The 22,592-nt window shown below is 65.8% G+C and carries 24 protein-coding genes; 15 read left to right on the top strand and 9 right to left on the bottom strand.

What is annotated here, in order from left to right:
* Nucleotides 1-63 precede the first annotated feature (63 nt).
* A complete protein-coding gene (gene orn / locus ABE543_RS09660; protein WP_263174920.1) occupies nt 64-636 on the bottom strand; it encodes an oligoribonuclease in 573 nt (190 codons plus the stop codon).
* A 75-nt stretch (nt 637-711) separates the two neighbouring features.
* On the bottom strand, nt 712-1,236 hold the full coding sequence (gene tadA, locus ABE543_RS09665) for a tRNA adenosine(34) deaminase TadA (protein WP_053517868.1): 525 nt from the start codon (nt 1,234-1,236) through the stop codon (nt 712-714).
* Between the two features lie 111 nt (nt 1,237-1,347).
* Here tadA and ABE543_RS09670 point away from each other — a divergent pair, with 111 nt between their 5' ends.
* On the top strand, nt 1,348-1,785 hold the full coding sequence (locus ABE543_RS09670; RefSeq protein WP_253119950.1) for an acetyltransferase: 438 nt from the start codon (nt 1,348-1,350) through the stop codon (nt 1,783-1,785).
* A 10-nt stretch (nt 1,786-1,795) separates the two neighbouring features.
* Here ABE543_RS09670 and ABE543_RS09675 read toward each other — a convergent pair whose 3' ends face one another.
* Nucleotides 1,796-2,302: an N-acetyltransferase gene (locus ABE543_RS09675; protein WP_346475622.1), complete on the bottom strand. Its 507-nt coding sequence runs from the start codon at nt 2,300-2,302 to the stop codon at nt 1,796-1,798.
* A gap of 307 nt (nt 2,303-2,609) precedes the next feature.
* Here ABE543_RS09675 and ABE543_RS09680 point away from each other — a divergent pair, with 307 nt between their 5' ends.
* From ABE543_RS09680 to ABE543_RS09710, 7 genes are all read left to right on the top strand, one after another.
* Complete coding sequence (locus ABE543_RS09680; RefSeq protein WP_053517900.1) at nt 2,610-3,821, top strand: MFS transporter; 1,212 nt, start codon at nt 2,610-2,612, stop codon at nt 3,819-3,821.
* A 136-nt stretch (nt 3,822-3,957) separates the two neighbouring features.
* A complete protein-coding gene (locus ABE543_RS09685; RefSeq protein ID WP_065176253.1) occupies nt 3,958-4,227 on the top strand; it encodes a hypothetical protein in 270 nt (89 codons plus the stop codon).
* Nucleotides 4,228-4,354: 127 nt separating this feature from the next.
* Entirely contained in the window at nt 4,355-4,609 is a 255-nt protein-coding gene (locus tag ABE543_RS09690; RefSeq protein WP_193396690.1) for a hypothetical protein, read from the top strand.
* 109 nt (nt 4,610-4,718) lie between these two features.
* Nucleotides 4,719-4,958 carry a hypothetical protein gene (locus ABE543_RS09695; RefSeq protein ID WP_053517863.1) on the top strand — a complete coding sequence of 80 codons (240 nt, stop codon included), beginning with the start codon at nt 4,719-4,721 and terminating at the stop codon, nt 4,956-4,958.
* 4 nt (nt 4,959-4,962) lie between these two features.
* Nucleotides 4,963-5,148, top strand: a complete 186-nt coding sequence (locus tag ABE543_RS09700; RefSeq protein WP_346475623.1) for a hypothetical protein — start codon at nt 4,963-4,965, stop codon at nt 5,146-5,148.
* An 89-nt stretch (nt 5,149-5,237) separates the two neighbouring features.
* Nucleotides 5,238-6,941: an ATP-binding protein gene (locus tag ABE543_RS09705; protein WP_346475624.1), complete on the top strand. Its 1,704-nt coding sequence runs from the start codon at nt 5,238-5,240 to the stop codon at nt 6,939-6,941.
* Between the two features lie 100 nt (nt 6,942-7,041).
* Complete coding sequence (locus ABE543_RS09710; RefSeq protein ID WP_346475625.1) at nt 7,042-9,180, top strand: TonB-dependent siderophore receptor; 2,139 nt, start codon at nt 7,042-7,044, stop codon at nt 9,178-9,180.
* A gap of 54 nt (nt 9,181-9,234) precedes the next feature.
* On the opposite strand, the gene ABE543_RS09715 is transcribed toward ABE543_RS09710, so the two are convergent.
* Together ABE543_RS09715 and ABE543_RS09720 are read right to left on the bottom strand one after the other, a co-directional pair.
* A complete protein-coding gene (locus ABE543_RS09715; protein WP_277380830.1) occupies nt 9,235-9,657 on the bottom strand; it encodes a hypothetical protein in 423 nt (140 codons plus the stop codon).
* Nucleotides 9,654-10,340 carry a hypothetical protein gene (locus ABE543_RS09720; RefSeq protein ID WP_053517858.1) on the bottom strand — a complete coding sequence of 229 codons (687 nt, stop codon included), beginning with the start codon at nt 10,338-10,340 and terminating at the stop codon, nt 9,654-9,656. Before ABE543_RS09720 ends, ABE543_RS09715 begins: the two co-directional genes overlap by 4 nt.
* Nucleotides 10,341-10,608: 268 nt before the next feature.
* On the opposite strand from ABE543_RS09720, the gene ABE543_RS09725 reads away from it, so the two are divergent.
* From ABE543_RS09725 to ABE543_RS09750, 6 genes are all read left to right on the top strand, one after another.
* Nucleotides 10,609-11,223, top strand: a complete 615-nt coding sequence (locus ABE543_RS09725) for a hypothetical protein (RefSeq protein ID WP_197601012.1) — start codon at nt 10,609-10,611, stop codon at nt 11,221-11,223.
* 49 nt (nt 11,224-11,272) lie between these two features.
* On the top strand, nt 11,273-12,592 hold the full coding sequence (locus ABE543_RS09730; protein ID WP_346475626.1) for a retropepsin-like aspartic protease: 1,320 nt from the start codon (nt 11,273-11,275) through the stop codon (nt 12,590-12,592).
* Nucleotides 12,593-13,229: 637 nt separating this feature from the next.
* A complete protein-coding gene (locus ABE543_RS09735; protein ID WP_164972387.1) occupies nt 13,230-13,784 on the top strand; it encodes a hypothetical protein in 555 nt (184 codons plus the stop codon).
* A gap of 68 nt (nt 13,785-13,852) precedes the next feature.
* Entirely contained in the window at nt 13,853-15,142 is a 1,290-nt protein-coding gene (locus tag ABE543_RS09740; RefSeq protein WP_346475627.1) for a retropepsin-like aspartic protease, read from the top strand.
* Nucleotides 15,143-15,190: 48 nt separating this feature from the next.
* Nucleotides 15,191-16,468 carry an HlyD family efflux transporter periplasmic adaptor subunit gene (locus tag ABE543_RS09745; RefSeq protein WP_080375280.1) on the top strand — a complete coding sequence of 426 codons (1,278 nt, stop codon included), beginning with the start codon at nt 15,191-15,193 and terminating at the stop codon, nt 16,466-16,468.
* Between the two features lie 107 nt (nt 16,469-16,575).
* Nucleotides 16,576-17,133 carry a hypothetical protein gene (locus tag ABE543_RS09750; RefSeq protein ID WP_346475628.1) on the top strand — a complete coding sequence of 186 codons (558 nt, stop codon included), beginning with the start codon at nt 16,576-16,578 and terminating at the stop codon, nt 17,131-17,133.
* A gap of 112 nt (nt 17,134-17,245) precedes the next feature.
* On the opposite strand, the gene ABE543_RS09755 is transcribed toward ABE543_RS09750, so the two are convergent.
* Genes ABE543_RS09755 through ABE543_RS09765 form a run of 3 tightly spaced genes read right to left on the bottom strand, consistent with a single transcriptional unit; the run spans nt 17,246 to nt 21,326 of the window.
* The gene (locus tag ABE543_RS09755) at nt 17,246-19,450 is read right to left on the bottom strand and encodes a peptidase domain-containing ABC transporter (protein ID WP_065176244.1); all 2,205 of its coding nucleotides are present in this window, start codon (nt 19,448-19,450) and stop codon (nt 17,246-17,248) included.
* Nucleotides 19,450-20,274: a Fic family protein gene (locus tag ABE543_RS09760; RefSeq protein WP_111187023.1), complete on the bottom strand. Its 825-nt coding sequence runs from the start codon at nt 20,272-20,274 to the stop codon at nt 19,450-19,452. Before ABE543_RS09760 ends, ABE543_RS09755 begins: the two co-directional genes overlap by 1 nt.
* The gene (locus ABE543_RS09765) at nt 20,274-21,326 is read right to left on the bottom strand and encodes a hypothetical protein (protein ID WP_111187024.1); all 1,053 of its coding nucleotides are present in this window, start codon (nt 21,324-21,326) and stop codon (nt 20,274-20,276) included. Before ABE543_RS09765 ends, ABE543_RS09760 begins: the two co-directional genes overlap by 1 nt.
* Nucleotides 21,327-21,495: 169 nt before the next feature.
* Between ABE543_RS09765 and ABE543_RS09770 the strand changes: the two genes are divergently transcribed.
* The gene (locus ABE543_RS09770; RefSeq protein ID WP_065183049.1) at nt 21,496-22,140 is read left to right on the top strand and encodes a hypothetical protein; all 645 of its coding nucleotides are present in this window, start codon (nt 21,496-21,498) and stop codon (nt 22,138-22,140) included.
* On the opposite strand, the gene ABE543_RS09775 is transcribed toward ABE543_RS09770, so the two are convergent.
* Nucleotides 22,137-22,568 carry a hypothetical protein gene (locus tag ABE543_RS09775; protein ID WP_346475653.1) on the bottom strand — a complete coding sequence of 144 codons (432 nt, stop codon included), beginning with the start codon at nt 22,566-22,568 and terminating at the stop codon, nt 22,137-22,139. The two genes, ABE543_RS09770 and ABE543_RS09775, sit on opposite strands and share 4 nt — an antisense overlap.
* Nucleotides 22,569-22,592: the final 24 nt, after the last annotated feature.

A 22,592-nucleotide genomic window follows, 5' to 3' on the forward strand; every position in this document is an offset into this window, starting at 1 on the left:
GGCCGATAGTAGCGCCACGCGGTTGAACGATGGGTAGCGCCGGGCCATGCCCGGCGTTGTCGTTCAGGCGGCCGGCAACCCTGAAAGCGCGCCCATGAACCGGCGGTAGTGGCGCAGCTCGTTGATCGAATCATGCACGTCGCTGAGTGCGGTGTGGCTGCTGTTCTTGCCGACGCCAGCGGCCACGCCCGGCGCCCAGCGCCTGGCCAGTTCCTTCACCGTGGACACATCCAGGTTGCGGTAGTGGAAGTACTTCTCCAGGCGCGGCATCTGCCGGTGCAGGAAGCGGCGATCCTGGCAGATCGAATTGCCGCACATCGGCGACAGGCCAGCCGGAATCCACTCCGCCAGGAAATTCACCGTCTGCGCCTCGGCCTGGGCAAGGGTCACGCTGCTGTCCAGAACGCGCTGCCACAGGCCGGAACGACGATGCTGGTTGCGGTTCCACTCGTCCATCGCCTCCAGCGTCTCCAGCGGATGATGGATGGCGAATTCCGGTCCTTCGGCCAGCACGTTGAGCTGGGCATCGGTCACTACGGTGGCGATCTCGATGATCGAATCGTTGTCGGTATCCAACCCGGTCATTTCCAGGTCGATCCAGATCAATCGCTCGTTGGCCGCGCCGTTCTCCACCATCGTGTCGTCTCGCTGCAGGGCTGGCCCGCGGGCCGCCGGAAAAGGAAAGGGGCGCCCATCATACCCTTTCGCTGCTCAACCCTCGTCCGCAGGGCCTTCCAGCAGCAGGGGCGGCTTGCCGCGCTTGGCGCGGAAGTAGTTGGTCAGCCGCGTGCTCGCCTCCTTGGCCAGCACCCCGCCGTGGATCTCCACGCGGTGGTTGTGGCGCGCGTCGCCCAGCAGGTCGAACACGCTGCCACAGGCACCGGTCTTCGGGTCGCTGGCACCGTAGACCAGCCGCGACACGCGCGCATGCACGATCGCCATCGCGCACATCGCGCAGGGCTCCAGCGTCACGTACAGCGTGCTGCCCAACAGTCGATGGTTGGCCAGCGCCTTGCCGCCGGCACGCATCGCCACGATCTCGGCGTGCGCGCTGGGGTCGTGCGAAGCGATATTGAGGTTCCAGCCCTCCCCCAGCAGCTGGCCGTCCGCACCGACCAGCACCGCACCGACCGGGATCTCGTCGAACTCGCGCTGCGCGCGTTCGGCCAGCGCCAACGCATGGCGCATCCACTGTTCGTCGGCGTCGTGCACCGGTACACCCGGGGCGTCGGTCATGGCGGTTTCCGTGAGGCGGCGGAGCTCAGGCGCACAGTGTAACGCCGGGCTGCGCAGCGGATGCCAGAATGACGTCATACTGTGCTGCCTGCCCGCTTCACGTTCCCGCCCATGACCACCCTGCGCCCCTCGCGCGCCGATGACGGTGCCGCACTCGTCGACCTGTGGCGCCGCGCCGTCGACGCCACCCATGACTTCCTCAGCCCTGAAGACCGCCTGGCCATCGATGCCGAAGTGGCTGGTTTCCTGCCCCAGGCGCCGACCACCGTGGCCGTGGATGCAGATGATCGTCCTCTGGGCTTCATGTTGATCGACGGGACGCATCTGGAAGCCTTGTTCATCGACCCGGACGTGCGCGGCACCGGCATCGGCCGTCAGCTGCTGCAGCACGCACTGGCCGTGCATCCGCAGCTGAGCACCGACGTCAATGCACAGAATGCGCAGGCAGTGGGGTTCTACCTGCGCATGGGCTTCATCGAGACCGGCCGCTCAGCGCTGGATTCGCAGGGCCGTCCGTATCCGCTGATCCACCTTCGGCACGCGGGCTGAACGCCGGCGATCAGGCGGTCGCTTCGAACGCCTTGGAGTAGCGCACCTCTCCCTGCGCCAGTGGCGGCTGCAGGCACAGCGCCTGGAAATACTCGGCAGGAACGCCCGGCAGCACCAGCCCCGGCTCGGCGCGGAAGCCGAAACGACCGTAGTACGCCGGCTCGCCCAGCAACACGCAGCCTCGCGCGTGCTGCTGGCGAAGGGCCTCGATGGCCGCGCGCATCAATGCGGCACCGATGCCCTGCCCCTGTCGCTCCGGCAGCACCGAGATCGGGCCCAGGCCGTACCAGCCGCTGCTGCCGTCGCTGACGGACACCGGCGAAACAGCGACGTGGCCGATGACTTCTCCGGCCGCGTCGGCCACCAGCGAGATGCTCAGCTCGCCGCGCTCGCGCAGCGCATCAACGATGTACTGCTCGGTGTGACTGCTGTGTCCGGCCGTGGCGAAAGCGGCGGTGGTCAGGGCATGGATGGCGGCGATGTCGGCCGGCGTTTCAGTACGGATGGAAAGTGTCATGGAGCACCTTGAGCTAGGCCACGCACCGGCCCGGAGACCGCCGCGACAGGGAACGAAGGGTGTAACAACCGTGCATCCGCGATTGTCCAACCGCGGAGGTCTCGCGGAAGACAGCGATGCAGCGGCCTGGGCAGGCACCCGCACGGTGCTCTGCTCCGCTATGGAGATGTTCATGGAAATGGAGATCCCGTCAACATGCGGTGCGCAGCACTACCACTGGCCGGACGCTGATTCTTGGCAGCCGGCGATGACCCCTGTTGCGGTGCAGCAGTACAATAGCCTGCTCCCCCGCCCCCTGCGCCCCCGCATGAGCCCCAATTCCTCCCTGGCCGCGCAGCTGACGCCCCGCCAGCGCACCCTGATCATCCTCGCCCTGTCGCTCGGCGGCTTTGCCATCGGTACCAGCGAGTTCGCCAGCATGGGCCTGATGCTGGAAATCAGTCGTGGCCTGTCGATCACCGAAACACAGGTCGGCCATCTCATCAGCGCCTACGCCATCGGCGTGGTGGTCGGTGCACCGGTCCTGGCGTTCGTCGGCGCCAGCTTCCCACGCCGTCGCCTGCTGCTGGCGCTGATGGGCTTCTATGCAGTCGGCAATCTGGCCAGCGCGCTGGCACCGAACTACGCCACCATGCTCATCGCGCGCTTCGTCGCGGGCCTTCCGCATGGCGCTTACTTTGGCGTGGCGATGCTGGTAGCGGCGGCGATCAGCCCGGCCGGCCAGCGCGGCCAGGCGATGTCGCGCGTGCTGCTCGGCCTGTCCATCGCCATCCTGATCGGCAACCCGCTCACCACCTGGCTGGGCCAGCAACTGAGCTGGCGTACGGCGTTTGCGCTGGTCACCCTGCTGGCCATTGCCACCGTTGCGATGATCGCGCGCTTCCTGCTGCCCGACCCGGAGGAGGTGCGCACCTCGCCGATGCGCGAGCTGCGCGCCTTCAACACCACGCAGGTATGGCTGGCACTGGCCATCGGTGCGGTCGGATTCGCCGGCATGTTCTGTGTGTTCACCTATCTTGCGCCGACCCTGGTGCAGGTGACCGGGGTTGCCGAATCGTGGATGCCGCTCGCCGTGGGTGTGTTCGGCATCGGCGCCATCATCGGCAACATCGCCGGCGGCTGGCTGGTGGACAGATTCCACTTCAAGGCCGCCGCGCTGGTACTGGCGTGGTCGATCGTGATGCTGCTGCTGTATCCGCTGGCTGCGCAGTCGGTGTGGACCATCGGTCCGATGATCATCACCGTGGGCACCATGGGTGCGCTCGCCGCCGTGCTGCAGACCCGCCTGATGGATGTGGCGGGGGAAGCGCAGACGCTGGCTGCGGCCTCCAACCATGCCGCGTTCAACACCGCCAACGCGCTGGGGCCGTGGCTGGGTGGCATGGCCATCAGCGCCGGCTTCAGTCCCGCCACCACCGGCTATGTCGGCGCAGCCACGGCCTTCGGTGGCCTGCTGCTGTGGTGCGTAGCGGTGATGCTGGAAAAGAACCGCGCACGCACGGTCGCCCGCAGTCACTGACACTGTCCTCCGGCCGTCCCGCAGCGCCGCACGCGGCAGGCAGGCCTGCGGCGGCGGCCGACGGGACTACACATGGCGTGGATATCCGTTCGGGCAGACTTCGATCAACACCCCCTGGTCGATCGTCCGGACCGCAATGCCTCCCCGCCGTGCCCCTGCCCACCATGACGCGGTCGCCCTGCAGGCCGGCGTGCTGGGCAGTGTGCTGGGTATCGCGCTGTTCAAGGCGTCCGCCCTGTCAGCCATCGCTGCGGGGTCACTGATGACCATCGGCCTGTGGCTGCTCACCTGCGTCCTGCTGGCGGCCTGGGCCCTGGCCGCCTGCCTGGCCTGCCTGGCCTTGAGCCGACGGGTCTTCATGCTGATGCTGGCGCTGTCCGCACTGTTCATGATCTGCGTCGCGTAGCCCGCAGATGCCACAACCGCAGAGTATCGCCACACTTGTTACTGAATAACAAGTGCAGGCAGACCGATTGCGTCGGCACGGGGTCACATCATTGAATTAGGCCCCCCCTCTTTCCAGGATGCCGTCCATGCCGATCTGCTCCGCCCCCGCCGCGCTGCGCGCCTCGGTCTGTGCCGTCATGTTCGCCTCGCTCGCTGCCTGCGCCACCTATGACGACACGGCCATGCATTCGGGCTGCCAGGAGTCACCGCACCTGAAGGACCTGCCGCCGCAGGTCGCCGCACGCGAAAGCCGCTGCAACAAGAGTCTTGAAGTCTGGTCCAGCGAGCGCAAGGGCGATGACACGCCGCTGGATCTGAGCGGCAAGAAGAAGGAGCTCTGAAGGAAGGAGCTCTGACGGTGGGGCGTCTTGATCCGGTCGATGCACGCAGCTGACTGCACCGTCACGGGTGGCAGGCGAGGATGCGGACGTGTACTACTCGCGAGCGGTTATGTCCCACCCTGTCATCCGCGCTTTCGAAGCCGTCTTCAACCTGTCCGGTGGCGTTGAACGCATCACCGCGCTCACCGTCACCTGCCACCATTGCGCGGAGACCACCTCCGCCAGTGAGGACACATTGCTGCAGCTGCCAGGCGGTGCCCTGTTCCGCTGCGAGCGTTGCGGCTGCCACCAGCCGATCAGCCATGCGCGTGTTTCGGAGTGGCAGCTCCCGTCGCTGCTGGGGGTATGAGGCGATGGAGCTGACCGCAGCGAAGATCAGGATCCTGCAGGACATCGCCGACGCGCAGCCGGTGCGCGGTGACGCTGCGACCTGGGCAGTGAATGCGGGCTTTGCGGTGCAGGCCGAGGATGCGGACATCGACCTGACGCCGGCAGGCCGGCACGCCCTGGCCGGGCAACCAGGCCAGGAGCCAGGCTAGCCGCTGCGGTTGCCCCGACCCATTGGCGATGTGCAGGCCCTGCTGACATCGGTTCGGCTATGCTGCCGCACCTTCCCGCGCCGACGGCCATGCATCCTTTCCCCCTTCCCGTCTCCGCACCCGACCAGCTTGCCTATCGCCTGCTGCAGGACAGCGACTGGGCACGCTCGCCGGCGGCGGCACAGGCGCCCTGCGAGCTGCGCACGCTGCTTGCGATGATCCTCGACTCTCCGGAACCTCTGTGGATCGCCTGGGGCCAGAGCGAAAAGGCATTCTTCTTCAACGATGCCTACCTGCCGATGCTGGGTGACAAGCTGCACGGCGCCATGGGCAACCGCCTGGACGTGGTGTGGTCTGACGTCTGGGCCGATGTGGAGCATGCCATCGATGCGGCGTTCGCGGGCCGCAGCCGCAGCTTCAAGAACCTGCCGCTGATGATGGACCGCGACGGCACGCTGCGCGAGACCTTCTGGACCTTCTCCTATTCGCCTCTGCGCGATGCCAGCGGTGCCGTCGCCGGGATCATCTGCGTGGTCAGCGAGCAGACCGAACGCGTGATCGAGCGCGACCTGCACAGCCGCCAGGTGGCCGCGATCACCGAACAGGCGCGCGAGGCGCACCTGGAACTGGTGCGGGCCCGTGAGCAGCTCAGGCAGTCGCAGAAGCTGGAAGCCATCGGCCAGCTCACCGGAGGCGTCGCGCACGACTTCAACAACCTGCTGCAGGTCATCACCGGCTCGGTGGACATGCTGCTGCATACCTGGCCGGCGGAAGATCCGCGACGCCGCTACGTGCAGGCAATCGGCAATGCGTCGGACCGGGCCACACGGCTGACAGCGCAGCTGCTGGCCTTCTCGCGCCGGCAGAGCCTGTCACCGGAGGTCTTCGACCTGTGCGAGAGCGTGCAGGCCCTGTCGGACATCATCACCACGGTACTGGGGGCACGCATCCAGGTGTCGGTCAACCTGCCTGCTCGCCCGCTGCCGGTGCTGCTGGACCGCACCCAGCTGGACACTGCGCTGATCAACATCGCCGTCAACGCGCGCGATGCGATCGACGGCCACGGCACGGTCACCATCGACGTCGAGCAGGTAACCGCGGTGCCTTCGGTCCGCTTCGCGGCACCGCTGAAAGGTGACTTCGCCGCCATCAGCGTGACCGATACGGGCACTGGCATCGACCCTGGCGTGGTGGATCGCATCTTCGAACCCTTCTTCACCACCAAAGGTATTGGTGCCGGCACCGGCCTGGGCCTCAGCCAGGTATTCGGTTTCGTCAAGCAGTCCGAAGGCGAGGTGGACGTCAAGAGCGAGGCTGGCGTCGGTACCCGGTTCACGCTGTATCTGCCGCTCACCCGTTCCAGCGAGACGGTGGCGCGGCCGGCGGCACAGCCGGGCCTGCTGCACGGGCACGGGCTGTGCGTGCTGGTGGTGGAGGACAACGTGGATGTGGCCGAGTTCGCGGTCGGAGCCCTGCGCGAACTCGACTATGAGGTGGTACTGGCCCGCAACGCCAATGAGGCACTTGCCGAACTGGAACAGGACGCCACGCGGTTCCATGTGATGTTCAGCGACGTGGTGATGCCCGGCACCAACGGCCTGGAACTGGCCCGGCACGTGCGCGATCGCTTTCCGGATCTGCCCATCATCCTGACCAGCGGCTACAGCGAGTTGCTGGCACGCGACCCCGGCCACGGCTTCACCCTGCTGCGCAAGCCCTACTCGCTCAAGCAGCTCGCCGTCGTGATGACCGAGGCCGCGGGTCAAAGAGACGTAGCGGCAGCGCGGGCGTAACGCTCTCCGCACGGGCCGATGTGCATCGCGCCATCGGGGAATAGGCACAGCATCACTGCAAATGCTAATCTTTCTCATTTGCGGTTGCCAATCCCCTCCCATGACCCTATTCCCGCTCCGCCGCCGCGCGCTGTGCGCGGCCCTCGCCCTGCCCCTGGCACCCCTGGCACAGGCCGCCCCAACCACCACCGCGACCACCCAGCTCGACAAGGTCGAAGTGCGTGGCCGTGCTCAGACGCTGTACCGGGTTGACGACGCCGCGGTTGGCACCCGCACCGATACCCCGCTGGAGCTGGTGCCGCAATCGGTGCAGGTGGTGCCGCGCGAGTTGATCGACGACCAGGCGGCGCGCCAGGTGACCGACCTGTACCGCAGCATCAGCGGCATCAGCTTCTTCAGCTATGCGGGCGTGACCCTGCGTGGCTTCCGGCAGGAAAACGTGCTCTATGACGGCCTGCGCGGCGACCCGTATGCGGGCTTCGCGGTGCCCCAGCTGTTCAACATCGAGCGGGTGGAGGTGCTGAAGGGTCCGGCCGGCGCACTGTATGGCGGTGGTGATGCCGGCGGCGTCATCAATTATGTGACCCGAAAACCCCGGGCCACGGCTGAGCGCCGCATCGAAGTCCAGCTGGGCAACGAGGATTTCCGCGCCGGCTCGGTCGAGGCCACCGGCCCCCTGGATGCGGCCGGCCGCGTGCGCTACCGCGCCGGTCTGTACGGCGACACCGAGCAGGGCGTGCGCTGGAACACCGACAGCGAAAGCGTGATCGGCGATGCATCGTTGGCCTTCGATGTGGGCGATACCGGCGAGCTGACCCTGCAGTTCACCGACATCACCCAGAACCTGGGCGGCAACCGCCTGCGGGGTGTACCAGTGAATGACGCAGGTACGTTCCTGACCGATCGCCGCTGGAACCACAACGAGGCCAGCGACTTCCTCGACATGCGCGCGAAGGTCGCCCTGGCGCAGTATCGCTTCGCGCCGGCCTCGAATCTGGATGTGGATTTCGCCGCGCGCTGGTTCACCAACAACGAGCACCAGATGTATCACGAGCCGATGGGGTTGATCGACCGCGATCGCGATGGCGTGGCCGAGTGGATGACGCGCCAGCTGCGCAACCAGATCCGCGACAACGAGGCGTTTACTGTCAACGGCAATGCCGTGTGGCGGGTCAGTACCGGCCGCATCGAGCATAAAGTGCTGTTCGGCGCTGACGTGTACCAGCTCGATGCCGACTTCACCGCGCAGACCGCCAACAGTGCCGACCTCGCGCGCGGTGCGGGGCCGGTGCGTGGCATCGACCTGTTCAATCCAGTGTATGGCGCCAGCACCTGGCACGACTACGCTCTGACTACCCTGCCCTGGCGCAGCACCTCCACGCGCAGCACCCGCTACGGCGGCTACCTGCAGGACGAACTTGCGCTGGGCACGCGCTGGCATGTGCTGGCCGGCCTGCGCTGGGATGGCTTCAAGGACGAGGATCGCCTCGGCGGCAGCAGCGTGGATGGGCACGACCTCAGCTGGCGGCTGGGCAGCACTTTCACTGTGCGCGAGGGGCTGAACCTGTACGCGAACGTGGCCAGCGGATTCGTGCCTCAGAGCGCGGCCAACCAGGACCGTGCTGCCGGCGGCCCGTTCGACGCTGAACGCAGCAAGCAGTGGGAGATAGGCATGAAGTCGCTGCTGGCCGAGCGTGTGACCCTGAACATGGCGGCCTACCGCATCGACCGCAGCAACATCGTGCAGGCCACCGGCGAAGTGATCGCAGGCGTGAACCAGCTCGCCGCGCTGGGCCTGGTGCGCAGCACCGGCATGGAACTCGATCTGCTGGCCGATGTGACCGATCGCTGGGTGGTGAACCTCACCTACGCGTACAACGACGCACGGGTGAAGGATGCGGGCCCGAACGGCATCACCAACGCCTCCGGAGACCGCTTCGCCAATGCACCGCGCAACACGCTCGGCCTGTGGACGCGTTACGACCTGCCTGCGCTGAACTCGGCCATTGGTTTCGGTGCCGACCATGTCGGCGAGCGCATCAGCCTGGACGGGCAGAGCGTGAAGGCCTACACCGTGTTCGACATGAGCTGGAAGACCACGTGGAAGCAGTGGCAGTTCCAGGCCAACGTCAAGAACCTGTTCGACAAGGTGTATGCGGCCAGTGGCTTCATTGCGCGCAACGGGCACTTCCCCGGGGAACCGCGCCGGGTGTACGTGCAGGCGGCCTACCGCTTCTGACGGGCGGTCGCGCTGCCGGCCCCGCGCAGGGGCCGGCAGCCCGCAGCACCTGCGTTACCTGGCGGGTGCCGCCGGCACCAGCACGCCATCCTTGAACGAAAGCGGGATGGTCACTGCCCCCTGCGGCGATGACAGCTGAAGGGTCAGCGACTGGCGGGCCGACGTGCAGGACGAGGCGATGCCCTGGAACCAGGAGCGCTCCGGTACCTGTGCATTGATGGCCTTCAGCTGCGCGGCAGGAACCGCGACGCCATCCACCTTCAGGCCAGTCAACCTGACCGGACCCGGCGATTCCACCACGAGCTCGAACACGCGGCTGCCACAACTCATCTGGTGCTGCGAGGTGTAGCGGTCCGCAGGCAGTCCATCTTCGCTGCGCAGCACCGCCAGCCCTGGCGAATCGGCACGCGCCACCGGCGCACAGGCTGCTGCGCCCACGGCCAGAACGGCCACCGCCCATGCGGCCTCTATCTTCATAGCGTCGTACCCAGCGTTTCCGCATCGCGGTCGTTGAAATCATACTCACGGGTCACACCGTCGGGCCCGATGATGTAGTAGCGGAACTCTTCGGCATTCATGCCGTTGTCGCGCAGCAGATCGGCCACACCCCAGTCCCCGCCCTCATAGGCCACGCCGCCAACGGTGCGGTTGTCGGACGGGTACTTGTTGACCTCATGCGTCTCCGACGGGAAGACCCCGGCCGGATGGGAATGGATGATGCCCACCACCTGGCCCGGCGAGATGCCCCACTCCAGCAGCGGATAGCTGATGGCCCCGGGATTGCTGGCATCACCGCGCGCCAGTGGGCTGGTCTTGATTTCACCGGTCACTGCGTCGCGGTAGATCACCGTGCCCAGCTCCTGGCTCTGATAACCCGGATCGGCCTTGATCAGTGCCTCCACCTCACGCGCGACGGTGTCAGCCTGTCCATCGACCTGCTCATACGCGCTCGGCGGCGCTTCGCCACCGCCACCGCCGCCACCACCGCCATCGCCCGGGTCCCACGGATCGGTCCAGTCTGGCGGATCGATATCCGGCCAGCCGCCGTCATCCGGCGGCAACGCATCCACCGGCGGCAGATCGGTGGTGTCCATCTGCGCACCGCCAGAGACCAGTGCGAGCTCTTCCAGCGACAGCTCGCGAATTCCATTTTCCTGCATGCGTGCAACTCCTTGCTTCGAGCGTGAGGTGTGGTGTTTAGCGCAGCAACTGCGTGAAGGTCAAATAGCACATTCGCATTACGTCAAGATGAAGAATCGTCGTTGCGCAAGTGCGATGCGCGTTCATTTTTATCGTCTATCACCCTTCCGTCCGAATCAGATTTTTCTGACAGAGCACTGTCCACTTCGTGTGATAAATGTCCGAGGGCCGCATGAAGGCGGCAACGACGCATCCGTAATCTGCATCGGACAAACAAGGAGTTGTGAGATGTCTGCAAGTGGAGTTCGTGATCTCTCCCCCGAAGAACGCGCACTGGTCTCCGGTGGCGCGCAGGTGGACACCACCGATCTGCCGCCGGTCGATGTGACCCCACCGGACGACTGGGGTCCCAACCCGGATCCGCCGGACTGGCCTGATCCGTGGGATCCGGGCGATGGCGGCGGCGGCGGTGGCGGCGGTGGTGGTGGTGGTGGCGACGGCGGTGGTGACGGTGACGGACAGCCGGACTTCACCTTCATCGATGTCAAGCCTTTTGAAAGCAAGCTGACCTACACGCCGGGCGAGAATGGCGAGCCGGGCTTCAACAAAGCGGTGTTGACCTACCCGATTCCCAATGAATTCGGCCAGTGGACGGTCAGCACCGAGCTGAAGTTCAACACCGACGGCACCTTCAAGGACGGCAAGGGCACATTGGATTTCGTCGGCAACGATGGCAGTCTTCTCAAGTGGCAGCTGAACGAAGGTTCCTGGACCTCCACCGTCAATGGTGGTTACTACTGGGATATCGGCGCAGGCTTCGGCTTTCAGATCAACCTGATCTACAACTCAGCGGACAACGACATAAAGGGCGAAGCCCAGTTCCTCTACAACAAGAGTCCTTGATCCCTCTTGGGATGCCGCGTTCGCGGACGCGGCATCCATCTGGAGTCCCATGCGTCCCCTTTTACTTGCATTGCTGCTCGTTTCATCCTGTGCTGGTGCCGCTGAGACAACCCGCGTCACGCAGATATTCAACGACCCCACGCCGGTCAGCCAAGCGCTGGCTCAAGGTGATGTCGCTGCACTACGGCAGCTGCAGGTCAATGCAACCAATACCGTCGTAAAGAAGATGGCCAGGGCCGCCGAACGCCGCGTTCTGCTGGACGTTCCTGGAGCCCGCGAAGCGTCAGATGAATGTATCCAGATGGCGCAGCAGACTACGCATTTGGCCGGGCTGACTGTCTGCGGAGCACTGCGAGCTGGCGTCGAGGTGGTAGCGGGTGACCTGCCTGCATGGGCACGCCTGTCGATGCAGGCGCGGGAGCGCGTTCGGGCCGCTGCGGAGAAGCGGGGCAAAACATTGGGAAACGTCGATGTATTCACCCGCATTCCAGACTACGCCGCGATGGCCGGTCGGCCCGCTCCCGAAGTCGATTCATCTGGCCAAGGACGCATCGCCCTGCACACAGGAACGGTTACGGTAGCGTCCAGCCAGGATCACGACGGCGGCCGTGTCGCTTATCCCAACATGGCGCAACTGCAGATTGACGGAAAGACTGTTGAGGTTCTGGTCGACACCGGCTCGGCACTGACCATAGTGCATCCCGCGGCGATAACTGCGCCCCCGCTTATGGAGGGATTCACGCTGTCCGGCGTGCTGGGCGACTCACAACAGCGCAGCAGGATGGCCCAGCCGCAGACCCTCCAGTTTGGTCCCTTGATCATCTCGCAACCATTGGTATCCGTCAGCGAACGCATTCCTGCGAACCTTCTTGGCCTCGATGTTCTATCTCGTCTCGGCCGAGTCCTGATCGGCAAGGATGGCCTGCAGGTGCTCGCGGAGGGATCTGCCGCTCCGGCCTGCGACGCCCCGATGTTCTCGGCGGCAGACCTGAGCGGCACGCAGACCGTCCCAAGGTTGTTCATTACTGTTGACGGCAAGCGCCAGGAAGCAATGCTGGATACTGGCAACAGTGGCGAGTTGATGGAAGCCCTGCCAATCGGTGTGGCTCTGCCAGCAGGTCCAGTTCAACACAGTGTTGTTCAAGGCGTACAAGGACTGCAGCGAAGAGCATCGGTCGCGCGCGAGGCCATTGTGCAGACCTTGGACGGCTCTGCAGAATTGCAGATGAGCACATCCACTGGAAACCATCCAAGCAAGACGCGCTATGTGCTGGGCGGCGGCAGCCTGCGCAAGGTCTCCATCTATCTGGATTTCATCACAAACAAGGCCTGCCTGATGTCTTTGGGGGCTACCCAGTCAGCACACTGATATCGCATCCTGATTGAATCTCCGCATCAGCACAGCCACTCAGGCCAGAATGGAATCAGCCGGCTGATGATGAAGAGCCTGATACGATCAATTGAAGGGGTCTGCTGCAGTGCAGAGCAAACTACTCGTACTCGTGGCTGTCGTTGCAATGGCATCCTGCAGCAGCCATGGCGACGCCTATCTGGCGCAGGGAGCTCGTGAAACCACGGCTGCACGCCAATGCATGGACCAGTGTCGGGACCAGTATGCCAGCTGTCATTCCGCCGGAAGCAGTAGCGGCTGCCTGGGCTCGGCATCCCAATGGGGTGGCAACTGCGAAGAAATCCAGGACAGGGATCTTCGTCGATCATGCCAGGCGAGCGTGGATTTCTGCCGGAATCGCCTTCCGGACATCAAGTGCGGGGAAATACGCGACCGCTGCCTGAGTGCCTGCGGTGGGGGCTAGCGTGTCGCAGCAAGCGGCCGCTTAACGAAAGCAAGCGCAGGGCGCGTTCATTTTTGTCGTTTATCACCCTTCTGTCCGAATCAGATTTTTCTGACAGAGCACTGTCCACTTCGTGTGATAAATGTCGGAGCGCCGCATGAAGGCGGCAACGACGCATCCGTACTCAGCATCGGACAAACAAGGAGTTGTGAGATGTCTGCAAGTGGAATTCGTGATCTCTCCCCCGAAGAACGTGCACTGGTCTCCGGTGGCGCACAGGTGGACACCACCGATCTGCCGCCGGTCGATGTGACCCCGCCGGACGACTGGGGTCCCAACCCGGATCCGCCGGACTGGACCGATCCGTGGGATCCGGGCGATGGCGGCGGTGGCGGTGGTGGTGGCGGCGGTGGTGGTGGCGACGGCGGTGGCGAGACCACCTTCAGTTCCAACGCCAGCATTGATGGCAACGGTGTAGCCAGCGCGACCCAGACATGGGTCTTGCAGGACTACAACCTGACCTTCAACCTGACCGAGAACCTGAATCTGACCAATGGCAACTGGGGCCTGGCCGGTAACGGCAGCTTCCAGTATGCAGGTCAGACCTACACCCTGGGCCTGACCACCGATCACTTCAATGTGAGCAACTACAACGCCAGCTTCAACCAGGACTTCGGTAACGGTGTGTCGTTCAACATCGGCCTGACGTTCGATCCGAACACCAACTCGTTCACCGGCCAGTTCAACCTGGTCATCAGCGGGTTCTGACGCTGCACCGGAACATCGGCCGCCCGGGAGACCGGGCGGCCGATACGTGTCACAGAGGAGCTGAGGCAATGAAATTCCTGATGTCCGCAGTGATCGCACTGGGCGTGGCCGCCCCCGCCGGGGCCCGCGATGTGGTCGCTGAAGACAGCCATGGCATCACCGTAGCGGTGATGCAGGGCAACAGCGCGGCCCTGGAGCGGATCGGCAAATCCAATACCACGGCACGGCTGGCCGCACGTGCCGGCTACCACCGCACGCGTGGCGAAATCGCCCAGTCCAATCGCTGGGCCGACACCTGTATCGCCGACGCTGCCGTGGTGGCCGAAAAGAGCCAGGGGGTCATGTACCTGTGCCGGAGTCTGCGTGCCGGCAACCGTCTGCTGGAAGGCGACATCGCCGGCTGGGCCGCCGACATGCAGAAGGTCCGCGCGCTCTATCAACAGCATGTCGCGCCGTCGCTGCGTGCAGGCGAGGAAGTAAGCGGCATCACCGCCCCCGCGTTCGAGTCCTTCAGCCAATGGCCGCGATCGGCCACGCTGGCCGCACCGCCGCCTGCCGGAACCCGCCTGCCGCTGTCGGCCAAGGCCGGTGTCCCTGTCATCCGCGGCAAGATCCGGGGCGGCCAGGATGGAAAGCAGCGCGACATCGACTCCGATTTCATCATCGACACCGGCGCCACCCGTTCGCATATCAGCCGCAAGGCCGCACAGGCGATGGGCCTGGCGGTGACCGACAACTTCGCCACCGACAATTCGCGGCCCGGGCAGACCGTGGCGATCGGCCTGGCCGCTCCGGTCGATGTGCAGCTGGGCGATCTGCACTTCAGCAACGTCGCCTTTACGGTCACCGACCAGATCGAGTTCAACATCATCGGCCTGGACCTGCTGTATCGGCTGGGTCCGCTGGTGCTGCGGCCCACCGAGCTGGAGCTGTTGAAGGCACTGCCTGCCGGTACCTGCCGGCAACCCCTGGCAACCACCTCTGCACTGTGGGGCGGCCAGTACTCGCTGCGCCTGCCGATGCGCATCGGCAAGCGCGACGAGCTCGTCCTGCTCGACACCGGCACCGATGTCGCACTGGAAGCCTCCGGCGTGAACCTGTCCACCTACCCACAGGCCAGCCTGGTGCAGCGACGCCGCTGGACGATGCACGGCCTGCAACCGGTCCGCTATGCCGAAGCCACCGCACCGGTCACGTTCAATGGCCGCACGGTCACCCTGCAGACCCAGGTCTCCGACCAACCGGCCAACGTGTTCCCGATCTCCTGGCGGGTGGGTTTCGGCCTGCGCGACGATTACGACTACTACGTGGACGTGGCCGGTGGCCATGGCTGCCTTGCGCCCCGAACCGCGCGATGATGTCACTACCCATCCCACTCTCCGCAACGACGCGGCACCGCAGGCCACATGGAACCAGCCAGAAAGGATGAGACGGCGGATGTGATTCCGCTGTTCCGCAACGAAGCGATCGAGGCTGCCACGCAGCGCTTCGGCTCCCCGGTGCAGGCACCGGGTGTCGGCATGTGGCTGGCTACCGGCTTCGTGGTTGCGCTGCTGGGCCTGGCGGTACTGTTCCTGGTGACCACCTCGTTCCCGCGCAAGGAAACCGTATCCGGTGCGCTGGTCCCCTCGCGCGGCCTGTTGCCGATCATCAGCCAGCGCTCGGGCATCGTCAGCAACGTGCATGTGGAGGAAGGCGCGAAGGTCCGCCAGGGCGACCCCATCGTCAGCGTCTCGGTGGATTCGGTGATCGACACCGGCGAAAGCACCGGCGCCACCCTGTCCGGCATGGCCGAGCGCCTCACCCAGGCGTCGGTCGATCGCGAACGCGCCACCGAAGCATCCCTGGAAAGCCAGGAGGCCGGCATCCGCGAGCGCATGCTGGGCACCACCCGCCAGCTTTCGGTACTGCGTGACAACGTCACGCTGTACCAGCAGCAGCAGGCCATCGCCGAGAAGACCGTGCACGACCTGGGCCGCCTGCGCGCGGACAAGCTGGTATCCGAACTGCAGTACCGCGACGCGGAAGTGCGGGTTCTGAACGTGCGCCAATCGGTGGCCGAAGTGCAGACGCGCATTGCCCAGCTGGAACAGGAGCACGAGCAGATGCGGCACGAGCTGGGCCGCCTCAAGGCCGAGCGTGACGCCAACCGCGCCACCGCGCTGTCCGAACTGCTGGGCGCGCGCGAGAAGGCGATCAACTACAAGCTGGGCACGCAGTTCAATCTGGTGGCGCAGTCCGCCGGGCAGGTCACCTGGCTGCAGGCCAAGCCGGGCGCCACGGTCACCGCCGGGCGCACGCTCGGGGTGATGATGCCGGAAGGCTCGCAGCTGTTCGCCGAGCTGTGGGTGCCCTCCTCGGCCATCGCCTTCGTCAATGTCGGCACCGACGTGCGGCTGATGTACGACGCCTTCCCCTACCAGAAGTTCGGCGTCGGCCGCGCCCGGATCGTCAAGATCGCGCGCTCACCGACATCACCAGAGGAACTGCCCGCCGACCTGCAGGCCGTGGAAAGCCAGTACCGCCTGCTGGCCGCGCTGGACGACCAGCAGATGCAGGCCTATGGCAAGGCGCTGGCACTGACCCCGGGCATGCGCCTCAAAGCCGATCTGGTTCTGGAGAAGCGTTCGCTGCTGGACTGGCTGCTGGAGCCACTGCTGGCGGCGAAACGACGGCAGGAATGAGGTTGACGGTCGCCGTCGCGGAACTGCAATGCCCACGCTCCGCGCAGGCCTGGCGATGAGGTGGCTTCCATGTGGCGACTGGGCGGCCGTCTCCAGGAACAGGAACGATGAACCTCAATCTCTGCCGGAAACATCTCCTGCAGCCGCTGTTGGCGTTGACCCTGTCACTCGCATTCCAGGCATCTGCTGAAGACGGCGCCCGAGGAAAGGACAGCAACGAGAATTCACTTGAAGACGTGATTCAGAAGGTTGCCGATGCCCCTTGGCCGCTGGGCTTCGATTTCTTCCGAAGCATGGGCGCACGTGAATTCATGCAGCAGGGCAACAGCAATACCGACCCCGTCGTTTTCAGGTCAAGCCCGATCGAGACCCGCGATGGTTACCGGATCGCCTATACCGAATTCAGGATCCATCCGCGCCTGGTGCAGGGAATCAGTTTCTTCTATGCCAAGCTGGAACAGGGTCATTGCTATCCCGCTGCGTCCTTGAAGGAAAAATACGCGCTTGAGCAGTTCATGTATCCGCCGAACCCGCACAATGCAGCCGCTGAACGAGTGAGCAGGGAATCTGCTTACGAGCTTCGTTCCAACGGGACTGTCCTGCACTTCACTACCGATGGATCCCGCGACGAGTGCCTGCTCAGCTTCTATCGCGCCGCACGCTAGGGATATGCGCCCCACCGTGCAGTGAAGGATGGCGTTTGTCGGGCGCTGGGCGCCCGGCAATTCTGGTTGGGTGCCCGCGTCGGCGTGGTTTCATTCCTGGCTGTAGCACGCCTCAAAGCCTGTCTGGTTCTGGAGAAGCGTTCGCTGCTGGACTGGCTGCTGGAGCCACTGCTGGCGGCGAAACGACGGCAGGAATGAGGTTGACGGTCGGCGCTGCTGTGGGCGCCGCTGCGGTGGGCTTGCGGGTATCGCCCACCACCCTGCCCTGATCGATGCGCACCAGACGGTCGGCCAGGCGCATGGTGTCGGGGCGGTGGGTGATCAGGATGCGGGTGATATCCAGCTGCGCCAGCGCCTGGTAGATGCGGCTCTCGCGCGCCACGTCCAGGTTCGCGGTGGCCTCATCCAGCACCAGGATGCTGGGCTTGCGGTACAGCGCGCGGGCCAGCAGCAGGCGCTGCTTCTGGCCACCGGAGAGGGTCGAGCCCATGTCGCCCACCAGCGTTTCCAGCTGCATCGGCATGCGCTGCACATCCTCCTTCACTGCCGCCATTTCCAGGCACTGCCAGACCAGCGCGATGTCCGGGCGCTCGGCGAAGAAAGTCACGTTCTCCACGATCGAACCGGTCAACAGCTCATCATCCTGCATCACCACGCCCATCCGCTGACGGACCACGCGCGGCCCCCAGCTGGCGATGTTCAGCCCGTCATAGAGCAGCTCGCCGGCGCTGGGCGGGTACAGCCCGGTCAGCACCTTCACCAGCGTGCTCTTGCCACAGCCGGACGGGCCGGTGATGGCCACGAACTCGCCCGGCGCAATGGCCAGGTTGATGTCCTTCAGCGCCGGCGCTTCCTGTGCCGAGTACTGGAAGTACACCGAACGCAGCTGGATGTGCCCCTCCATGCTGTCCGACGCCGAAGGATCCTTGCTGAAGCCCTCTTCGCTGGGACTGAGGGCAATATCGGCAATGCGGTCCGAATGCAGCTCGGTCAGGCGCCAGGCGATGCACTGGTCCACCAGCGTGGTCAGCCGGTTGCTCAGCTGCTGCCGGTAGGCCACGAAGGCATACAGCGCGCCTACTGTCAGCGTGTTGGCCAGTACCGCCTGGGCGCCGATGTAGACGATGGCCACCAGGCTGAGGCCATCAAGCAGGGTGCGCCCCGCGCCGATGCCAATCTGCAGGTTGGCGCTGTTCAACGAAGCACGCACCAGATCGGCGTACTTGTTGGCCCAGATCGATTCGCGCGAGAACTCGCCGCCCATGGTCTTGATCGACTGCATCGCGCGCAGCGTTTCGATGCGCGTCCCGCGCTCGGCGATGTTCGCCTGCAGACTGGCCATGCCCATCTTCATCGACATCGGGATGGCGGCCACCCGCATCAGTACGTACAGCCCCAGCGCAGTCAGTGCGACCAGACTCATCAGCGGCGAGTAGACGAACATCAGCACGATGATGCCCAGCGCCAGCACACCGTCCAGCAGTGCGCCGATGAGCCCGTTGGCGATCAGCTGGCGGATCGGGTCGATCGACTCCATCCGCGACAGCGCATCGGCCAGACGGCGTCGATGGAACCAGGTCAGCGGCAGGCTGACCAGATGATGGAACAGGCGCCGGCTCATGTCCCAGCCCATCAACGCCGACGCCCGCTGCAGCGTGACCCCGCGCAGCGCCTCGGCCAGGCTGTTGAACACGGCCACCGCACCGAACCCCAGCGCGAGCGCCATCAGGAAGCCGCGGTCGCCGCGCAGCACACCCTCGTCCACCGCCAGCTGCATGAAGAACGGTGACAACAGCACGAAGCCCTGCAGCAGCAGCGTATAGACCAGCGTATGGAACAGCGCGGTGCCGACGCCGCCCTTGAAGCGGATCATCGACCAGATGTTGAGCGGCGAACGCTGCTTGCGCGGCCGGAAGCTGGGCGAGGAACTGACCTCCACCGCGATGCCGGTGAAGGCCTGGGACAGCTCCGCTTCGCTGAAGGACAGCGATCCATGGGCCGGGTCGATGATGTGGTAGCGGCCGCGTGAGACCTTCTCCAGCACCACGAAATGATTGAGCTTCCAGTGCAGGATGGCCGGCGTGCCCAGATGCTGCAGATCGCTGGGCTCGCAGCGCACCGGCCGGCACTGCATGTCCAGCGCGCTGGCCAGCGCGATCAGCTGGTTCAGGTCCACACCGCGCTGGGAGTTGTGGTACTTGCGCCGCAGCTCGCTCATTTCCAGATCCGCGCCCAGCATGGACGAGCAGATCGCCAGGCATGCCAGCCCGCATTCGCTCACTTCAGACTGCACCCGCCAATAGCGCTTGTTGAACATCAGACATCCTCGTTCCGGTCGGGCATGGCCGGCTGCTGTCCCAGCCATGCATACAACTCGATTGCCGTGCAGTGCCAGGCGTACAGCCCTTCCCAGCGACCGTACAGTTCCGCCTCGCGCAGGCGCACTTCGTAGCCGCCACGGGACAGCACCGTCAGCACCTTCAGCGGGATGAAGCAGGCCTGCGGAAGCCCGGCGCGGTGCAGGCAGAAATTGAACAGCGCGCGCCCCAGCCGGCCATTGCCGTCGGCAAAGGCATGGGCATTGTTGGCCAGCGCCAGCAGCTGCACCGCAGACCGCAGGCCCTCAGCCGGATCGGGCGCGGCCCGTTGCCGCAGCAGCTCGTCCCAACGCGCGGCCCCCTGCAAGGCCGGCACCATCGGCAGCTGCGCGCGCCCATCACGGGCGCGGATCCATACCGGCCCGCTGCGCAGCGCGCCGTCACCGCCGGTGCTGAGCGAGACGAAGCGCTGTACATCGGCCATCGACAGCGGCCCCTGCACGGTGCGGTGCCACTGCCGATAGACGTCGGCCTCGGCCGCCTCCGCCGCAGCCAGCGCGGCCAGATCGAACGCCGGCATCTGCATGTGCGCCGACAGCGGATGGCGCAGCTGCTGCACCGCCGCCCGCAGCCGCGGATGCCCGCGATGGGACCACAGCGTTTCGCAGGGCTGCGCGCAGGGCAGCAGCGCGGGCAGCCTGAGGTTGCACGCCTGCAGCCGCTCTGCCAGCGCCGGGGACGGCGGCGGCGGCGGCAGCGGCATCAGCCCCCGTTCGGTGGCGACGGGGGCATCCGTGGGCGCGGTGGCGAGGCGTGCGGTCATCACTGCCCCGTCCCGGTACCCGGCAGCAACAGCACCAGGCCATGTTCGCGCGCCTCCGTGCCCGGCCGGCGCGATTGATACAACTGGGTGAAGTACGAGGTCAGCTTGACCATCAGCCACGGCTCGGCGTCGCACGGCACGAAACGCATGTCGATGTGTTCAAGCAGGAACTTGCGGGTCAGCCGCTGCAGGGCACGCCCCGGCTCGAAGCGGACGTCTGCCCGCGCACTGTAGAACACCACGATGTCCAGATCGTTCGGCACGGCATTGGAGACGTCCACGAAGCTGCCGCCCACCAGACAGCAGTGCACCTGCACCACCTGCGCCAGGTCGGCGAGTGCGCGCCCCAGCGCCGCCAGCCGCACCCGGCGCAGGCTGCTGCCGCCGAACGCGCGCTCGAAGGCCGCACGGTCGGCCAGCCAGGGTGAGGCATTGCCCGGTGTACTGGCAGCGATGGGCAGCAGGTACTGCGGCAGGCCCGCATCCACGATGTGCTGGAAGGGGGTTTCCACGGCGCCGGCGGGCGCGGCACCGGCCGGTCGGGCAGCGGGCGCCGGGCCCGCAACGCCCAGGTAGGCACGGATGCGCCCTGCCTGTGCGCGCACCAGCGCGGCCTGGTCCGGGAACACCGCGACCGAGACGTAGGCGAAGCGGTCGGCCACTGAAAGTGAAAGCGCATCGAATGCCTTGCGCACTGCGATGCGCTCGTCGGCGGGGAAATCACGCTCCGGGAAGCGGGCGGCATCGGCCGACGCCGCCGTCGGCGCCGAGCACCGCTGATACAACCCGGCGTTGACGATGGCCAGATCCAGATCGGAAAACGCGGGATCGAAAGCCGCGCCATCGCGCAGCGAAAAGCCGAAGCGGGCCGAGCCGACAATCTGCACATCGGCCACCGGCACCGCCAGCAGCTGGCTCACTCCCCGCAGCAGCGGCGCAAGGCTTTCGCTGTCGCCTGCACACAGTGCCGGCCCATCCAGCGCGGCCTCGGCGATCTGCTCGGCCGCCACACTGCGCGCGTGCTGTTCGCGAATCCATTCAGCGTAGTTCATCAGGCATCCAGGCCAACGGTGGAACGTCTCAACGCTAGCATATCCACGCGTCGGGCTTGTGCACGCAGCCCCGCAAATACATGCCTGAACAGGCAGCGCAATGCGTCGGACCAGTACCGCTGCCGCAGAGCGTGGTCTACTGTCGTCCCCCAAGGATGAGGCACATCGCATGATCCACCCCCGTTCCGCGCTCGGACGCGCGTTGCCGCTGGCCCTGCTGGCCCTGCTCTCGGCCTGCCAGAGCGAGAAGGTCGGCGAGTTCTTCAACCCACCGCAGGAGGTGCAGGCGCACAGCGAGTTCCGTGTCAGCGGGCTGCCGGCGCTGGCCTACCCGAACCTGGTCTCGTCGGCTTCGGTGGAAGGCGGGCAGGCCCGCGTCGATGGCAACGGCCCTGGTTACATGGATCTCCAGTTCTTCCCCATCACCTCCGCCGATGCGCTGGACAGCACCGACGCTGCGTGGGCCCGGCAATCGCAGTACCGCGCGCCGGATCTTTCCGGTATCGACTTCAGCACGCAGTTCGCCTTCCTGGTGGCGCACCCGGAGCTGTCCGGCTATGCCGCGATGACCAGCGGCCAGTACGCCACGTTCTTCAGCACGGTGAAGGTGGCGTACCTGGACGACCGCGTCGTGGTGCATCTGGACGCCAGCCGGCTGGGCAACATCAATCCGATCACGGCCCTGGGCAGCCCCTGGGCCGGCAAGCTGTACACCCTTGAACGGCGCGGCCGGACACAGCTGGAAGTGAAGCTTTACGAGAACCGCTACCGGTTCACGCTGGTGCCGGACACCGCGCCTCCGATGGCGCCCTAGCGGACCTTGTACAGCACCGCGGCGCCAGGGCGCGGCTCGAAGGCCGGCACGATCTGCTGGCTCAGCGCCCTGCCCTGGGCATCCCACACCAGGGTTCCCACCGGGTACTCGTCCTTGCGCGTCATCGCGTCGATCTGGCCGATGACCACGGTCGCTGCCGCTGGAACGTCCGGGTTCCAGCCGAACACACCTACCCGGCCGTAGAACACGGCCGGCGCGCTGGCGTCCAGGCGCCGGTCCGGGCACATCACCAGGCCACGATCCAGCATCACCCGCAGCGCGCCGACCGGGACCTTCTTCACCGTGGGCGTGGTGCGCTCGGCGCTGTGGCCGGGGCAGACATTGGCGGCGCGGGTGACCATGTGTTCGGCCACCTCGCGATCGGACTGGGCGAAGGCCAGCGTGGGGGCGAGGCAGAGTGCGAGCAGCGTGAGCGAGGACATCCGGGTCAT

The organism is Stenotrophomonas sp. TWI169, assembly GCF_039674705.1.
GTDB lineage: Bacteria > Pseudomonadota > Gammaproteobacteria > Xanthomonadales > Xanthomonadaceae > Stenotrophomonas > Stenotrophomonas maltophilia_P.

What these genes read in the sequence shown, in the direction of transcription:
- ABE543_RS09765 (WP_111187024.1), bottom strand. Translation starts at nt 21,326, where the DNA reads ATGAACTACGCTGAATGGATTCGCGAACAGCACGCGCGCAGTGTGGCG.
- ABE543_RS09735 (WP_164972387.1), top strand. Translation starts at nt 13,230, where the DNA reads ATGTCTGCAAGTGGAATTCGTGATCTCTCCCCCGAAGAACGTGCACTG.
- ABE543_RS09715 (WP_277380830.1), bottom strand. Translation starts at nt 9,657, where the DNA reads ATGAAGATAGAGGCCGCATGGGCGGTGGCCGTTCTGGCCGTGGGCGCA.
- ABE543_RS09750 (WP_346475628.1), top strand. Translation starts at nt 16,576, where the DNA reads ATGAACCTCAATCTCTGCCGGAAACATCTCCTGCAGCCGCTGTTGGCG.
- ABE543_RS09690 (WP_193396690.1), top strand. Translation starts at nt 4,355, where the DNA reads ATGCCGATCTGCTCCGCCCCCGCCGCGCTGCGCGCCTCGGTCTGTGCC.
- orn (WP_263174920.1), bottom strand. Translation starts at nt 636, where the DNA reads ATGGTGGAGAACGGCGCGGCCAACGAGCGATTGATCTGGATCGACCTG.
- ABE543_RS09730 (WP_346475626.1), top strand. Translation starts at nt 11,273, where the DNA reads ATGCGTCCCCTTTTACTTGCATTGCTGCTCGTTTCATCCTGTGCTGGT.
- tadA (WP_053517868.1), bottom strand. Translation starts at nt 1,236, where the DNA reads ATGACCGACGCCCCGGGTGTACCGGTGCACGACGCCGACGAACAGTGG.
- ABE543_RS09710 (WP_346475625.1), top strand. Translation starts at nt 7,042, where the DNA reads ATGACCCTATTCCCGCTCCGCCGCCGCGCGCTGTGCGCGGCCCTCGCC.
- ABE543_RS09760 (WP_111187023.1), bottom strand. Translation starts at nt 20,274, where the DNA reads ATGACCGCACGCCTCGCCACCGCGCCCACGGATGCCCCCGTCGCCACC.
- ABE543_RS09740 (WP_346475627.1), top strand. Translation starts at nt 13,853, where the DNA reads ATGAAATTCCTGATGTCCGCAGTGATCGCACTGGGCGTGGCCGCCCCC.
- ABE543_RS09685 (WP_065176253.1), top strand. Translation starts at nt 3,958, where the DNA reads ATGCCTCCCCGCCGTGCCCCTGCCCACCATGACGCGGTCGCCCTGCAG.
- ABE543_RS09725 (WP_197601012.1), top strand. Translation starts at nt 10,609, where the DNA reads ATGTCTGCAAGTGGAGTTCGTGATCTCTCCCCCGAAGAACGCGCACTG.
- ABE543_RS09670 (WP_253119950.1), top strand. Translation starts at nt 1,348, where the DNA reads ATGACCACCCTGCGCCCCTCGCGCGCCGATGACGGTGCCGCACTCGTC.
- ABE543_RS09700 (WP_346475623.1), top strand. Translation starts at nt 4,963, where the DNA reads ATGGAGCTGACCGCAGCGAAGATCAGGATCCTGCAGGACATCGCCGAC.
- ABE543_RS09745 (WP_080375280.1), top strand. Translation starts at nt 15,191, where the DNA reads ATGGAACCAGCCAGAAAGGATGAGACGGCGGATGTGATTCCGCTGTTC.
- ABE543_RS09680 (WP_053517900.1), top strand. Translation starts at nt 2,610, where the DNA reads ATGAGCCCCAATTCCTCCCTGGCCGCGCAGCTGACGCCCCGCCAGCGC.
- ABE543_RS09695 (WP_053517863.1), top strand. Translation starts at nt 4,719, where the DNA reads ATGTCCCACCCTGTCATCCGCGCTTTCGAAGCCGTCTTCAACCTGTCC.
- ABE543_RS09705 (WP_346475624.1), top strand. Translation starts at nt 5,238, where the DNA reads ATGCATCCTTTCCCCCTTCCCGTCTCCGCACCCGACCAGCTTGCCTAT.
- ABE543_RS09675 (WP_346475622.1), bottom strand. Translation starts at nt 2,302, where the DNA reads ATGACACTTTCCATCCGTACTGAAACGCCGGCCGACATCGCCGCCATC.
- ABE543_RS09720 (WP_053517858.1), bottom strand. Translation starts at nt 10,340, where the DNA reads ATGCAGGAAAATGGAATTCGCGAGCTGTCGCTGGAAGAGCTCGCACTG.
- ABE543_RS09770 (WP_065183049.1), top strand. Translation starts at nt 21,496, where the DNA reads ATGATCCACCCCCGTTCCGCGCTCGGACGCGCGTTGCCGCTGGCCCTG.
- ABE543_RS09755 (WP_065176244.1), bottom strand. Translation starts at nt 19,450, where the DNA reads ATGTTCAACAAGCGCTATTGGCGGGTGCAGTCTGAAGTGAGCGAATGC.